Origin of the sequence: Bacteroides sp. AF25-38AC (assembly GCF_003602995.1) — a bacterium.
Classification (GTDB): domain Bacteria; phylum Bacteroidota; class Bacteroidia; order Bacteroidales; family Bacteroidaceae; genus Bacteroides; species Bacteroides uniformis.
Genome location: NZ_QTMD01000010.1, coordinates 148,885 through 164,399, shown reverse-complemented (window position 1 = coordinate 164,399; position 15,515 = coordinate 148,885). Strand labels below are relative to the sequence as shown.

Annotated in this window: 11 protein-coding genes and 1 tRNA gene; 3 read left to right on the top strand and 9 right to left on the bottom strand. The window is 46.6% G+C overall.

All coding sequences use genetic code 11. The features are described from left to right. The first annotated feature begins 63 nt into the window (after window positions 1-63). Window positions 64-261, top strand: coding sequence for a hypothetical protein (locus DWY55_RS09290; RefSeq protein ID WP_005828941.1), 198 nt, complete (start codon window positions 64-66; stop codon window positions 259-261). Window positions 262-378: 117 nt separating this feature from the next. Here DWY55_RS09290 and DWY55_RS09285 read toward each other — a convergent pair. Further along, a tRNA-Arg gene (locus DWY55_RS09285) sits at window positions 379-452 on the bottom strand. Window positions 453-740: 288 nt separating this feature from the next. On the opposite strand from DWY55_RS09285, the gene rpiA reads away from it, so the two are divergent. Beyond that, entirely contained in the window at window positions 741-1,445 is a 705-nt protein-coding gene (gene rpiA, locus DWY55_RS09280; RefSeq protein WP_009038481.1) for a ribose 5-phosphate isomerase A, read from the top strand. Here the strand turns inward: rpiA and DWY55_RS09275 are convergent. Genes DWY55_RS09275 through DWY55_RS09265 form a run of 3 tightly spaced genes read right to left on the bottom strand, consistent with a single transcriptional unit; the run spans window position 1,420 to window position 7,942 of the window. Beyond that, window positions 1,420-2,871, bottom strand: a complete 1,452-nt coding sequence (locus DWY55_RS09275) for an AbgT family transporter (protein WP_119958724.1) — start codon at window positions 2,869-2,871, stop codon at window positions 1,420-1,422. The genes rpiA and DWY55_RS09275 overlap by 26 nt on opposite strands. After that, complete coding sequence (locus tag DWY55_RS09270) at window positions 2,864-3,592, bottom strand: DUF5932 domain-containing protein (RefSeq protein ID WP_005829066.1); 729 nt, start codon at window positions 3,590-3,592, stop codon at window positions 2,864-2,866. The genes DWY55_RS09275 and DWY55_RS09270 overlap by 8 nt, the downstream gene beginning before the upstream one ends. A gap of 3 nt (window positions 3,593-3,595) precedes the next feature. Further along, window positions 3,596-7,942 (bottom strand): DUF5113 domain-containing protein, encoded by a 4,347-nt coding sequence (locus DWY55_RS09265; RefSeq protein ID WP_117878092.1) that lies wholly within the window; start codon window positions 7,940-7,942, stop codon window positions 3,596-3,598. Window positions 7,943-8,066: 124 nt separating this feature from the next. On the opposite strand from DWY55_RS09265, the gene DWY55_RS09260 reads away from it, so the two are divergent. After that, complete coding sequence (locus DWY55_RS09260; protein WP_005829068.1) at window positions 8,067-9,005, top strand: ribose-phosphate pyrophosphokinase; 939 nt, start codon at window positions 8,067-8,069, stop codon at window positions 9,003-9,005. Between the two features lie 92 nt (window positions 9,006-9,097). On the opposite strand, the gene DWY55_RS09255 is transcribed toward DWY55_RS09260, so the two are convergent. The 5 genes from DWY55_RS09255 to DWY55_RS09235 all read right to left on the bottom strand — a co-directional run bounded on the left by DWY55_RS09255 (window position 9,098) and on the right by DWY55_RS09235 (window position 15,243). After that, window positions 9,098-10,261, bottom strand: a complete 1,164-nt coding sequence (locus DWY55_RS09255; protein ID WP_005829069.1) for a phosphatidylinositol-4-phosphate 5-kinase — start codon at window positions 10,259-10,261, stop codon at window positions 9,098-9,100. 74 nt (window positions 10,262-10,335) lie between these two features. After that, window positions 10,336-11,625: a M16 family metallopeptidase gene (locus DWY55_RS09250; protein ID WP_009038484.1), complete on the bottom strand. Its 1,290-nt coding sequence runs from the start codon at window positions 11,623-11,625 to the stop codon at window positions 10,336-10,338. Window positions 11,626-11,637: 12 nt separating this feature from the next. Continuing rightward, window positions 11,638-12,393, bottom strand: coding sequence for a 3-deoxy-manno-octulosonate cytidylyltransferase (kdsB, locus tag DWY55_RS09245; protein WP_016273726.1), 756 nt, complete (start codon window positions 12,391-12,393; stop codon window positions 11,638-11,640). Between the two features lie 82 nt (window positions 12,394-12,475). Then, the gene (locus DWY55_RS09240; RefSeq protein WP_005829072.1) at window positions 12,476-12,841 is read right to left on the bottom strand and encodes a 2-amino-4-hydroxy-6-hydroxymethyldihydropteridine diphosphokinase; all 366 of its coding nucleotides are present in this window, start codon (window positions 12,839-12,841) and stop codon (window positions 12,476-12,478) included. Window positions 12,842-12,912: 71 nt separating this feature from the next. After that, window positions 12,913-15,243, bottom strand: coding sequence for a transglycosylase domain-containing protein (locus DWY55_RS09235; RefSeq protein ID WP_057255865.1), 2,331 nt, complete (start codon window positions 15,241-15,243; stop codon window positions 12,913-12,915). Between the last annotated feature and the right edge of the window lie 272 nt (window positions 15,244-15,515).

Genomic DNA, 15,515 nt, shown 5'->3' with positions numbered 1-15,515 from the left:
TGTTTTAAGGGGGCAGAATCGCTTGGTTTTAGGGGGCAGCTTACACTGGATTTTCCAAATGCTATGGTTGACTTTCTAACCATCATACTCCTAATATTCGGAGTACTGCAAATCATCCTCTTCTTCAAGGTATGGGGAATGACGAATGACATCAAAGAGATAAGGAACAAGTACCTTAAAGACGAGGATGAGAAACGAAGACAAAAAGCAGAATACGACCCAACTCCCAAAATCAGCGGTGGGGTTAAAACAACAATATAGCCGGAATTATTTCCCGGCTTTTTCTTTCCCTATTCGCGAGTTGTGCAAATGTTGTGCAACTATCATAAAAAGAAAATGCTAACAAGTTGTCAATGAACCTATTAGCATTTTTTCTTGTGATTCCGTTGCGATTCGAACGCAAGACCCACGCCTTAGAAGGGCGTTGCTCTATCCAGCTGAGCTACGGAACCAGCCTTAATTGCGGTGCAAAGGTACGCTTTTTTACGAATATTGCAAATTTTTGTATCACCTTTTTTCGTTACCTATGTATAAAAGGCTCATTTGCTACATAAAAAGTAATGATTAGTTACCTTTACAAATAAGATACACGGTATTTATATACAGATGTATTAAAACATTTTGCAAATTATCAATGTTACTAATTATAAAAAGTAAAAATATGGAGGAATATTCAAGTAGGAAAAGTAACATTGACCCGAAAAAGAATGAAAGAGTAATAACAACTAAATTTTAAAGAGATGGAATGGGAAAATCAGTTGATACAAGAATTGCAATGGTCAAATAAAATCAGCAATAAGGCGAGTAAGGAATTGGTAGCCCAGGAGATTGCCGGACTGGCCAAAGACGGTGATGTCATAGGAGCAGGCTCCGGCTCTACCGTTTATCTCACTTTGTTTGCATTAGCTCAACGAGTTAAACAAGAATCTTTGCATATAGAAATCATTCCGGCATCTGCCGAAATTTCGATGACATGTATACAGCTTGGCCTGCCGCAAACTACTCTGTGGAATAAGCGTCCGGATTGGACATTCGACGGTGCAGACGAAGTGGATCCGCATAATAACCTCATCAAAGGACGTGGTGGAGCCATGTTTAAGGAGAAGCTCCTAATTAAAAGCAGTGGTAAGACTTACATCATTGTCGATGAGAGCAAGCTTGTCAGCAAACTGGGGAGCAAATACCCCATACCGGTAGAAGTATTTCCACATGCTCTCTCCCATGTGGAAAACGAGATACGCTTATTGGGAGCTTCAAAAATCAGCCTACGTCTTGCAGAAAGAAAAGACGGTCCGGTATTTACCGAAAACGGTAATTTCATTCTTGACATTCATCTCAGCAACATTGTTCCTGATTTGGAACAGAAACTGAAAGCCATTACCGGGGTTATCGAAAACGGGCTGTTCATCGGTTATGATATTACAGTCCTAATGGCAAACCGCTGATGTACCAAAGTACAAATAAGGCAGTCCATGCCAATAGAATGACTAAAGAATATCTCCAAGTATACTTCAGCAGTGAACCATAAGTGGATTGCCTATCATATTGCTGCATATAGGTCAAGACAAGTGGCATGTAGAACATAAAAGGTGTTATGGCATTTGTTGCACTGTCACCTATACGGAACGCACATTGGGTCATATCCGGCGAAATGCCCATACTTGCCAATACCGGAACAAAAATGAAAGACATGAAAGCCCATTTAGCTGTGGCAGATACCATAAAGAGATTGACCAGCGCCGTAAAAAGAATGAAGAGAATCAATATCCATAAACTACTCAAAGAGGCGGAGGACAGCAGATTAGCGCCTAAAATGGCAATGCACTTGTCCAAGTGGGAATATTCAAAACAAGCAAACATCTGTGAGGCAAAGAAAGCTATCACAAAATAAACGCCCAGCAGTTTCATCGGCTGCGTAAGTCCTTCTATCACATCACCGTCCGTACGGTATCGGCCGGAGGCAAAACCATAGACCATCCCCATCAAACCTATTCCAAACGAAAGCAAAAACAGAATACCGACTATAAACGGAGAACGAATCAACCCACCATTGACACTCCGCAATATCCCCCATGAAGAGAATGTAGCCCACAGAATAATGGCAATATACAGCAAGCCTGCAAATACAGCTCCCAACATAGCTCTCCGTTCCTTGCGGGACAATTGTTTGTAGCCATTAAAATGAATATCCCCTGCATACACTCCCAAGTGCGGCAACAAGCTCCTGCGGGTAATATGATAAATGATGAATGCAAGCAGGAACGTGGAAACGAAGAGAAAATAATAATTGCACAACGGTCCAGTCTGCCCCGGAGCAATATTCATCCTATCAGCCGCTTCTTGCGTTACAGAGGCAATCATGGGGTCTAATGTACTCAAAAACACATTAGCGCTATAGCCACAAGAGACTGAAACATAAGCTGTAATTATACCTCCAATGGGGTGCAGACCGACAGACTGGAACAAAGTTGCAGCTATCGGCAACAGAATGATATATCCTGCATCTCCCACTATATTGGACAACAGTCCTAAGACAATGACCAGCAGAATAATGCGCCAAGGATCACGTGGACGTCGTACCCCCCTGCGAATACATGCATCGATGAAACCCGAATGCTGTGCCACCCCTATTCCGAACATAGCCACAATCACCAGCCCTAATGGAGCGAATCCCGTAAAATTGGTTATGACATGGCGCAGCAGCCAGCGTATGCCCTCCGGACTCAGCAGGCTCTGCACCCGTATTTCTTCTCCAGTCTGCGGTTGCAGCACGCTCAGGCCATAGACATCGAATATCCATGAAAGGAGGATGACTGCCAGCGTCAGCAGGAAGAACATCGTAGCGGGATGTGGCATTCGGAGTTTACTCATCGTCGGCTTCCAGATTGTCTATATTCAAGATTCGAAGTTCCAATGCGCGCACCACCAGACGAGTGGCATTCACCCCCACCCGTTCACTAGGCGGGAAAAGACGGCCGACCAAGTCATTCTGCCGTTTCTCCAGCGACTTGACTCCAAAAGGCATTCCCCTAAGATTGGCAATCATTTCTTTGGTATAGCCCAGTGCCAAATGACGGAGGAAACGCTCGTCATACTCATCAATATCATAGCTTATGATTGCTTCCTGACGTTTTGCATCATTCAGGACAGATTTCTTGAAGCGTTCCACTATCTTCTCCAGTATCGGATAGTTAAAGACCAGCTTCTTGCCGTCCATCACTGCCTGCACATCGGTTTTGGTCAGCAACTCTCCGGTTTTCAGGATAATGCCGTCAGCGCCGGCTTCAAGTACGTCCACCCATAACTTCTCATTCAATATTTCTCCCGTGAATATCAGCACATGTACTCCCGGATAACGCTTGAAGATATTCCGGCAGATGTCCACCCCGATTGTGGTCGAACCTCCCAGTCCCAAGTCCAGCAGAACAAGATCCGGCACGCCGGCTTCAATCAATGTCCAGAACTCCTGCTCAGTCATAGCAGTACCTATTACCTCCGCATTGGGAATTTCATGGCGGAAAATCTCTTCCGTCCCTTTCAGCTCCAACTTGACATCTTCAACGATGATTACTTTAAATTTTTTGTCTTCCATATTTCATTTTTTCGGTAGCGTAAAATATATTGTAAAACCTCCTTCCTTTCCCGGTTCGGCATTGATACGGCATCCCCGGCGTCCGGCAAACTCGTCATGGTCGCGGATAATCTGCTTGCACACCAGATATTCCGTACCATACAGTTCTCCTTTCTCACCGGCCGTCATGCGGGACAAGTCGGGATAGAACAATTGGTTCAATTCTTCACGGGTCTTTTCCCTGCGCATATCTATAAACAGAAAACGTATAAATTCCCCATCTTCCCGGGCCGACAGACAGACAGCTCCATCCAGAGTTACGGAGCAAGCCTCGTCTATCAGGTTTTCAAGCAGGAAACGCAACTGGTTCCAGTCACCGGTAATCCGTCCTTCCAACGGTTGTATCTTAAAATCAATATGCGCCTTGTTTCCCTTATACACTTTGCGGAAATATTTCCCGGCAGTAGCCATAAGTTCCGGCACAGATATTGTCGCACGCCTGAAAGTCACCTCTTCCAACTGGCGGGAAGCGCATGAACTGAGTATCGTAAAGATACCTTTGTAATACTCTATCAATTCGCTGATGGCAACCACCGTTTCCCGCTCCTCCGCTTCTGTCTGTTTGCCGGACCGCAGTTTCCCTATCAGCTGCTTTATCTTGTTCGGATAATAAATCGTTTCATGCTTGATGGTCGAGAGACAATTATCCAGCACCATGTTCTGTACATGCAGCAAACTGTCTTCCCAGGAAGCTCGCCGGGCTTCATCTTGAGCCACTTCGATGTCCCGGTATTTCGTAGCCAACTTAACCACTGCATTGAAGATTACAATGGAGACATAACGGGCTATCAGTTCCAAAAGCAAATGGTCGGTCTCCTGCTCCGTACCTTCCCTGCGTTCCAGACACAGCACACCTATGCAACGACACATATTTCCCGCATCCACAACAAGCGGCAATGTTTGTATACCCTTTTCCGATATGTACTCTTGCTGCTCAAAGCAATTCTCCATATATTTCCTCCAGATAGGCAACTCGTCCACGGCGGTATCTTCCACTGGATTGGAAGTGTATTCCAGCTTATGTGTAGTCTCGTTGTATACAGCTATGCTTAACCGGTCGATACTCAAAAGTTCGTTCACTGCATCAAAAGCGGAACCTACAATCTGCCGCGGGATTTCCTTCAATGTATCCTCCTCACGCTGCAACATTTCCTCCGTATCCGAAACCGGCAACAAGGAGGCATTGAACACCTTTCCATTAATTTCCAGTACTTGCTCCAGATTCCAGCGGTTCACCAGACGTTTACGGAAGTAGAGTATGTAATATCCCAACAGCAATACGAACAGCAAAATCACCGCCAGCAAAATGCCCACCATCTTGTTGTTGGTGGAACGCTCCAGCTGCCGGCAATATTCTTCCAAGGATTGGTCTTCTCCCAACAGTTTGTACAAGGTGGTGTAGGCAGCATTATTATAACTATAGTCATCCCATTGCTTCAATGCAAGAAATGAGACTGCCGCTTCATTCCTGATATCCAGAATTACATGGAAATCCGAATTGAACATCTGGTTCCACCAATCCAGTTCCGCAGGCGTCCCGTCTCCGGTCAGCGTCATATAGCGATGTATAGGATGGGCGTATTGCTTGTAATGTTCGTTCAGGCAATACATTGCCGAATCTATGTATTGTAAAGCCAGTTCGTATTCTCCGTCCACATTGCAGTAATAAGCTTCATTGGCATAATCGGAGGCTTCGTCCAGCAAAGCTTCGTATTCATTCTGTGCAAGCAGTGCCAAAGAATCCGGCAACACCTCTCCGGAAGCAGTCTGTTCCACAGCATGCCGGCAGGATGACATGCACAAAAACAACACGACGAGCAACACCGACACAGACTTACGGATACCGGCAGGCAGACGGAAATAAAAACGGCTGCCTTTTCCCAGCCCGCTCTCCACATTGAACAGACAGACCTTGAACAAATCATTCGTCTTGCGATATTTTTCAATGATGCCCTTACAGTTCATCAGTCCAAAGCCACTTCCTTTGTTCTTCCTCAATTCCTCCTTGTCGGGAGCGTCACTCATACCGATGGCTTTTGAGTCATATACTTTTTCTCCCACGATGCGAGCTACATCTTCCGGTGACAATCCACAACCATTATCCTCTACCGAGATTTCCACGTAATCCTCCTCCTGCCGTGCATATACTTTCACCATACCGCCCTGAGGGGTATATTTACGGGCATTCTCTGCCAGTGTATTTATCATAAACAATGTAAGGGCTTTGTCTGCCTTCACCCGGATATCCGTAGGCTGCACCTCCAACGACTGTCTCTTCATCTCGAATGTACGGCTTCCTTTCCTGAGCAGCTCGAAAAGTTCATTCAATTCGAACGTCTCTATGTTCAGGCTAAGGCTTCCTTGCTTCATCTTTATCCAAAGGGCAAGAATATCATTGTATTCGTTGATGGTAGTAACCAACTCGTCGATATACTGGTATTTCTCCTCCTTTATCCGTTCCTCTTTGATGAATCCTTTTTGAGTCAGTTTCTGCACTTCGTTGATGATACGGTCTATGTACGGATGAATCCCGTTGACAATAGCCATACATGCTTTCTTTATCAGATTTTGCCGTTTGTTCCCCGCGATGTGCTGCTCGTAAATGTAGCGTTGCTTTTCCAGTCTGCGGCGCTCATCCCCAAGGGAGATGGACGTCATGCCGTTGTCGATTGCCCATTGGATATAGGGGGTTATCACCCGTACCATCGCCTGCTCATCCTTGCTCATCCGACGCGGGAACACTAATTGCCCGTTGTCTATGCGGATGTCCTTCACTCCAAACAGCTTTTCCAATTCCGGGCAGACAGCCGTCCGGATAGAGTCGATGATTTCCTCCTCAGTCTGTGCATCTGCCGGAATGGATGCCGTTATCTTCTGACAGATATCCAGCATCAGCTGCAGACGGCGGAGATGCACTCTGTTCCGGTCTTTGGAACGCTTGTTGAAAAACCAGAAAAAGAGGGATACAAGCACGAAGCCCACAATGACCAGTGACAACACGACGTTGAGCTGCCCCGCCTCCTTTTCCAATGCTTGATAGCGGCTTTCCAGCTCTTTATCCTGGCGTGTATCTTCAAGGATATCCAGGTAAATATTGCGGTTATAGTCTGATTTTTCTTTCATCCCGAGTCCTGCATACGAAACGCTCAACTGTTCACGAATACGTGAAATCCACTCGGGCACGGTTTTCAGTTTCTGCTCCATCCATGCCTTCTCCGCACAAATCGTATCTCGACGGTCAAATGCTTTCAGCCAGTCCAAACTATCGTGGCAGTCATAGAAAAGGCGGTGATGGTCATTTACACATTCCAGAGCAAGTTTTAGCGTGTCAAGAGCTTCTGTATAGTGACTGTGGGCATTCAGGTATTTGCCGATAGATACATATGCACCTGCTATCTGATACAAATCCTTGTATTGGCTGAATTTTTGCAATGCCAACTGCCCCAGACGCATGGGAAGCAGCGAATCTACCGGTACTCCAAAACGTGTCAAGGCATGGGAGCGGCGGTCTTGAAAAAATGCGTAATTATCCGGTGAAGCCATCAAGTTGGCAAGTCCCTGCACTCCATTGCCCTCAAAGTAAAGATAGCCCTTGCGCGAAGCCAACTGCCATGCGGTATAGAGCTCATCAAATTCTCTCAGTCTTCGCTCATCCGGTGTCTCACCCTCGCATAAGGCAGCAGAACCTTTGATGTAGTGATAATACAACAGCTGATTGGTATCTGCCAGCAACTCTTGTTTTTTAGTAACTTCATTAATAGAGGCTACAGCTTCCGGACGCTGTTGCAAATAATAATAATACACAGCAGATACAATATAAAATTCCGAACGGGCATAATTCAAACGCATTTGCTCGTGTTGGTCCACAAACAGATTGTCATCCTCCGCTATTCTTTTCATACGGTGCAAGGCACTATTGCGATAATCGTAGAACTCCTTGTTCAACGCCGTCCGCTGATAAATCTTCATCAAACCGATGTCGGCAATAAGGAGTTCCAGTTCATTCTTGGTCAGATTATAGACATCCATATGAAACTTTTCGGCCTGCTCAAAATCCATGCGCATAAAAGCACAAAAGCCCAGATTATTGGATGCTTCCGCTTTTCCTTGTTTATAGAGGCTGACTTCACGGTAGGCCCTTGATGCCGCATGGCAGGATGAATCCAGGTTTTTATAACGAAAAGCATAAGCCACCTGGTTTAGAGAGTCGATAAGGCGTACTTCCTTCATGGGTGCCGTTCCCACACACGAAACCATTGTTGTACAAAGGCACAACAACCCCGCAAACCATATAAAAGAAAGTCGTTTCATAAAGCAAAGCTACGAATAAATCCGGGAAAGAAAAATAATTTTTATACAATAACTCTTGTTTTATGTAACGGGAAATTCCTACCTTTGCATGCAAATTAACAAATAGGTAACATCTATTACACAAATGAGCGAAAAAGCACCCTTTATGGTATTCTCCGGAACAAATTCGAGATACCTTGCAGAGAAAATCTGCGCTAGCCTTGATTGCCCTCTGGGAAAGATGAACATCACCCATTTTGCAGATGGTGAGTTTGCAGTCTCTTATGAGGAATCTATCCGTGGCTCGCATGTATTCCTGGTTCAATCAACCTTCCCTAATTCTGACAACTTGATGGAACTTCTGCTGATGGTTGATGCTGCTAAAAGAGCATCGGCAAAAAGCGTTGTAGCCGTTATCCCTTACTTCGGTTGGGCACGTCAGGACAGAAAAGACAAACCCCGTGTTTCCATCGGCGCCAAGCTGGTGGCCGACCTGCTCTCTGTTGCAGGTATCGACCGTCTGATTACGATGGACCTTCATGCAGACCAGATTCAAGGTTTCTTCAATATTCCGGTGGATCATTTGTATGCATCAGCAGTATTCCTCCCCTATATTGAATCCTTGAAACTGGAAGACTTGGTAATCGCCACCCCGGATGTCGGCGGTTCAAAACGCGCCAGCACATTCTCCAAATACCTCGGTGTACCCCTGGTATTGTGCAACAAGACACGCGAAAAAGCAAACGTGGTTGCCACCATGCAAATCATCGGTGATGTAAAAGACAAGAATGTAGTATTGGTAGACGATATTGTAGATACAGCAGGAACCATTACCAAGGCTGCCAACATCATGCTGGAAGCAGGAGCCAAATCTGTCCGTGCCATTGCCAGCCACTGCGTAATGTCCGACCCTGCTTCTTTCCGTGTACAAGAATCCGCACTAACGGAAATGGTATTTACTGATAGTATCCCCTACTCTAAAAAATGTGACAAGGTTAAACAGTTGAGCATTGCCGATATGTTCGCCGAAACCATCAAGCGGGTGATGAACAATGAATCAATCAGTTCACAATACATTATCTAACCGCGGAGCGGTTAGAAATTAAAAATTAAAGGCTGCGCGGTTCTGAAGTGAACATTGCGCAGCCTTTAATTTTTAATTTCTAATTTTTAATTCTAATTCTCCAGCCTTCCCATCTTGTAGGTTCCTTTTCGTATCACCTTTCCGTTCTTGTCTGTTTCTACAAACGGACCGTGTTTCTTGCCTTGTTTGAAGAAGCCTTCATAACGGTTTCCGTTCTTGTCCTCCTGGATACCGCTACCTTCTTCCATACCGTTCACAAAACCGCCTTTATATTTGGTTCCATCGGTCTGAATCAGGGTACCTTGGCCGTTGAACTTATTGTCTTTCCATTCACCTTCGTAAGAGTCACCTACATTCCATTTGTAAGTACCGTATCCGTCACGTTGGTTATCTTTCCAATTACCTTCGTAAACGGCGCCGCTTGCCCACGTAAATGTGCCGTGGCCTTCCTGCTTTCCATCCTTGAAGCTGCCCACATACTTGTTGCCGCTGGCATGGTAATAAATGCCCTCTCCGGTACGTTCACCTTGAACATAAGAACCTTCGTAACGGTCGCCGGTATGGAAAAAGTAAATACCTTTGCCATGCTGCATGTCGTCCTTCCAGTCACCTACGTATTTGTCACCGTTGGCATATTCAAAAGTTCCTTTACCGTCCCGGACATCATTTTTCCACTCTCCGTCATATTTGGAACCGTCATTCCAGGTCAGTGTTCCTTTGCCGTCTTTCTTGTCATTCTTCCACGAGCCTACATACTTGGAACCGTTCTTCCAGGTATACGTTCCTTGGCCTTCGCGTTTATCATTCACCCAGTCGCCCTCATAAATATCACCATTGTAATAGTACATGGTTCCTTTACCGTGCTGGTAATCCTGAAACCACATGCCGTCATAACGGTTGTTATTCATAAAATAGTAGATACCCCTACCATGCTGCTGGTCTTGAAACCATTGCCCCTCATACTTTTCACCGTCGGGAAACATATATGTACCGTAGCCTTCACGCTTGCCCTTCACATACTCACCCTCGTAGACGTCGCCGTTCTTGAAAACGGTCTTCCCCTTTCCATTGGGCTTGCGCCCTTTTATTTCACCGGTATAGACGGCCCCGTTATCTTTGAACGTATAGGTACCTATCTTTATCTCCGAAGAGAATGTACTTTTCACTTTATCGAAAAAGCCGCTTTTTTTTTCCTGGGCAGTGGCTCCACCTTGGCATAAGAAAGCCAGAATGAGTGCAGTATATAGATATTTCATTAATTGATAATTGATAGTTGATAATTGACAAAGGTAGGATTTATCCGGTAAAATGATGCGATAACTCCCGCTTTTTATGACATTTTTTTGCCGCACACTATTTCTTTTAATTTCTCTTTGCATAAATGCCGCCCTGCAAGTTCACGGATTTCTTGTGGAGTAACCTCCTTGACAGCATCCAGTGCTTCGGCAAAGTAGGTATCCTGCAAGCCCGATACCTGCACAAAAATCCAGGCATCTGCCAGCGAGAATGCAGATTCATAACTACGGCACATGTCTCCCAACATATAGTTCTTCACCATGGAAAGCTCTCCATCGGAAGCCAGCTCGTTCTGAAGGCGGTCTATTTCATGATAAACCTCACCGATAAGAGGCTCCACAAATTCGTTGGCGGCTTCGGCACTGACCGCCAACACTCCCTGCCCCGGATAGGGCATGATGGCTGCGGAGATACCGTATGTGTATCCTTTATCTTCCCGGATATTGGACATCAGGCGACTGCCAAAATAACCCCCGAACAGTGTGACCAGTACGCGGGCCTTCAAGTAGTCCGGATGATTACGGTCCAGGGAAAGCATGCCCATACGGACGGCACTTTGCAGGGCGTCCGGACGTTCGATGAAGATACGTTTTCCGGAGGTGGTAACCGGATGGAATTCTGTCTTCTCCGGTTTGCGGAAATCCGTACCGAAAGCCTCGCAGCCAAACAAGGACTCTATCCTGTGGATGCAATCACCGGTTACCTTACCCGAGAGATAGATGCTGCAATTATTGGAATGATAGTAACGGTCATAAAACTCGCGTAGCACCGCAGGAGTGATGCGCCGATAATCCTCTTCCTGCACCAGACGTCCACCGGGATGCTGCCCGCCGTACAGAGCCTTCACCAATCCGCGGTGCGCCAGAAAGTCCACCTTGGAAGAGTTGACAAGAAACTGCTGGATATTGTTGTCTACAATCACTCCCAGCTCTTTCTCGGGAAATACCGGCTCTTTGACGATAGACTCCAATATGTCAAGCGTTTGGGGAAGGTATTTATTCAGAGAATAAAGGGTGACATAGGCATACTCGGATGCACTGGACAATTCCAGCCAGGCTCCGTAATAGTCCAGCTTTTCCGCTATCCGGGCGGCATCGTAGCGTCGGGTGCCCTCGCGAAGCATGCGGTTCGTAAACAACGCCTGCAAGGGCTGTTTCTGTTGCCATCGGCCGCCTGCCATGAGGAGATCGATACGTGTCACTTCATTGTCACCGGCATTGAGCACGCTCAATGGCACGCCATTAGGCAACTTGATACGTTCCGGCCTTTGCACCACCAGTTGTTCCGGTTCAAGAATCCGGGGTTGGTCACTTCGGTTCAGCATGGGCTTTCTAGTTTACAGCCCATGGCTTTTAAGAAATTCTTCTGCCCGTTCCAAATCTTGAGGAGTATCTATGCCGATAGTTTCTACATCCGTGATACCTGCTTTGATAGTGTATCCGTTTTCCAACCAACGAAGCTGTTCCAATGATTCGGCAATCTCGAGGGATGACTGCGGAAGGGCGGTTATCTCTTTCAGTACCTCTACGCGATAGGCATAAAGGCCGATATGCTTATAATACGTATGGTTCTTCAGCCAGTCTTCCTTCGCCGCATTACGCTGGTAGGGAATGATGGAACGGCTAAAATAGAGGGCATTCCTGTTTTTGTTGAGCACAACCTTCGGAGAGTTCACATTTTCCAGTGCCTCAAAACCATTATCTACCGTAAAGGGTTTCACCAGAGTGGCTATCTGGGTGGCCGGATCGTCGAAACATGCTTTGACGGCTTGTAACTGCGAAGGCTGGATGAAAGGCTCATCCCCCTGGATATTCACCACGACATCAAACTGTCCTCCTATTTTTGTACAAGCTTCCTGACAGCGGTCGGTGCCGCTTTTATGTTCGGTGGAAGTCATTACCACCTTTCCTCCGAATGCTTTTACTGCGGCTTCAATACGCTCATCGTCCGTAGCCACGTATGCATCGTCCAAGATTCCTGCCACTTGCTCGTATACTCGCTGTATCACGGTTTTTCCACCTAACACCGCCAATGGTTTGGCTGGAAAACGCGTAGATGCGTAACGGGCAGGTATGATTCCTAAAAATTTCATTTTCAATCTTCGTTTTTTAAAATGAGAGTGTGTCCGAAAGTGTTCATATACTATCGACCCATCTCCTTATATTCTTTATTAATTATAACAGTTGTTTCAATCCTCGCAGGATATAATCACGTTTCAAATCTTTTGGCTTATAGACAGTCCCGTCACAAGACAACAAGTCTATATCCAGCCGTACAATTTCCTGCTCCTTCTCCTCGGGCTTCCTTCCGGCTTCCCGTTCGATGGCTTTCAGGCAGGCGGTGACTTCCTCTACCGGATTATCGGAAGCAAAGCATGCCACCTGATTGGAGAACAGATTCGGACGGTGAAAGAACAAAGGTACCGTCTCCTCCTCTTCCGAGAAACGTATTCCCGAAAAAAGTTCCGTCAAGCGTCTGCGAGCCAGTTCCATGTTCTCCCTCCGCTGCTCGTTGCTCCCAATACTAATCGTATAATCCATTTTTTTAAGGTGAAAGGGGAAAAGGTGAAAATTGAAAGTTTACCTTTCCACTTTCAATTTTCACCTTTCAACTAATTAAACAGTTCGTCGAGTCCCTCTATCGGTTCTTCTATATGGGTGTCTCCTTCCAGATTCACATCATCCTTGCACGGGTCATAGCCTTCGGGCAACTGGAATGTTTCATTTTCATCATATCCCAGAGATTTGTCACCGAGCACTTTCACCATGTATTTGGTCCAGATAGGCAATGCCATGGAAGCACCTTGTCCGTGAAGCATCGTATCGAAGTGGATGTCGCGGTCCTCACCGCCCACCCAGCAACCGGACACAAGCGAAGGCGTGAAGCCCATAAACCAGCCGTCGGCATTGTAGTTCGTCGTTCCGGTCTTGCCGCCCATGTCGGCTTTCACACCCAGACGGCGCACACGGCCTCCGGTACCTTCGTTGACAACGGCACGCAGCATGACCAGCATCTTGTAAGCGCTGGATACGCTGATGACTTCCTGCATTTCGGGAGCAAAGGTTGCCAGCACGTTTCCGTCGTTGTCCTCGATGCGGGTCACGAACAGCGGAGCTACCCGGATACCCTTGTTGGGGAATGCGGTATAGGCACTTACCATCTCGCCGACGGAAATCTCGCACGGGCCCAGACAGAGTGAAACGGAAGGTACTATATCACGGTTGCGGACACCGAAAGTATGTATAAGACGTTTCAGATTATAGGGATTCAGCTTGCTCATGAGATAGGCCGTAATCCAGTTGTCCGAGTTTGCCAGCCCCCACTTCACGGTCACCATGTCACCAATCAGCTTTTTGTTGGCATTACGCGGCGTCCACGGTTTTCCGTTTTCATCAATCAGCGTGTATTCCACGTGGCGCACTTCGTCGCAGGGAGAAAAACCGTTCTCCATAGCCAATGTATAAAGGAAAGGCTTGATGGTAGAACCTACCTGGCGGCGTCCCACCATGGCCATATCGTACTGGAAGTAATGGTAGTTCGGTCCGCCTACGTATGCCTTGACATGTCCGCTGCGCGGGTCCATGGACATGAAACCGGCACGAAGGAAGAACTTGTAGTAACGGATGGAATCCATCGGGGTCATAATGGTGTCTTTCTCCCCTTCCCAACTGAATACGGACATCTCCTCCGGGGTATCGAAGGCTTTCTTTATTTCAGCTTCGGTGGCTCCGGCTTTCTTCATAATGCGGTAGCGGTCGGACAACCTCATGGCACGTCCCAGAATCTCGTCCACCTGCTCCTGGGTCAGACGGAAGGTGTAGGGAGCTTTCTTGGCCCCTTTCTTTTCCTTGAAGAAGTAACCTTGCAGTTCCTTCAGATGCTCTGTCACGGCATCCTCGGCATACTGCTGCATACGCGAGTCGAGCGTGGTATAGATTTTCAGCCCGTCGGTGTAGAGGTTGTATTTGGTACCGTCTTTCTTGGTGTTCTTTTCGCACCATCCAAAGAGCGGGTTGTTCTCCCAGTCGAGTGAATCCTCGTAGTATTTCTGCATCTGCCAACCGCGGTAGTTGGCCTTGTCGGGCTTCTTGGCGGTGAGCACGCCGCGCAGGTATTCGCGGAAATAAGTGGCCAACCCTTCCTTGTGGTCCACACGGTTGTACTTCAGTTTCAGAGGCAATGCCTGGAGGGAGTCGCGCTCGGCTTCCGTAATATATCCCGCTTTCCGCATCTGGTCGAGCACCACATTGCGCCGTCCACGGGAACGTTCATTGTAGCGCACCGGATTATAGAGAGACGGATTCTTGCACATGCCCACCAACGTAGCCGCTTCCTCAATCTTCAAATCTTTCGGTTCGCAACCGAAGTAGGTAAAGGCAGCAGTCTTGATGCCTACCGCATTGTTCAGGAAATCGAACTTGTTGAGATACATGGTGAGGATTTCCTCTTTTGTATAGTAACGCTCCAGCTTTACGGCAATCACCCATTCGATAGGCTTCTGGAACAGACGTTCCATCACATTGTCGGCACTGGGGGAATAAAGCTGCTTGGAAAGCTGCTGGGTGATGGTACTGCCACCGCCGGCATTCTTCTGCATCAGGATACCGCGCTTCACTATGGCACGCGTCAGGGCGTAGGCATCAATGCCCGAATGTTCGGCAAAACGTACATCTTCCGTAGCTATCAAGGCGTTGATGATATTGGGCGACAAATCATTGTATCCCACAAACACGCGATTTTCCTTACTATAGGAATAAGTACCCAATACTTTTCCGTCCTCGGAAAAGACTTCTGTGGCAAATTTGTAATTCGGATTTTCCAGGTCTTCCACCGGAGGCATATAGCCTATCCAGCCCTTGGCTATGGAAAAGAATATAAAGACACACACCAGCGAAATCAGTGCGATGAAAATCCATAGGATTTTGACGACTTTCCTTATCATGTTTCAGTTGCTAAAATCAAAGTTCAATAATAGGGCAAAGGTACGGAAATATATTGGATGTGCCTATGCTTTTTATATCTTTTTCAGGATAAGATTTCCGGCATCCACAAAAAAAACGCCCGTTTATTTTAATGGAAACTCTCAGTGAAATGCAAAACGATTGCAAAACAATTAGAAAACTTGAAGAAAAAATCGGAAAGGAAAAATACATCGTAATGAGCTATAATACAGATTGGAACAATAAAAACTTGCCCTCGCGCGCGTAAGAGGAG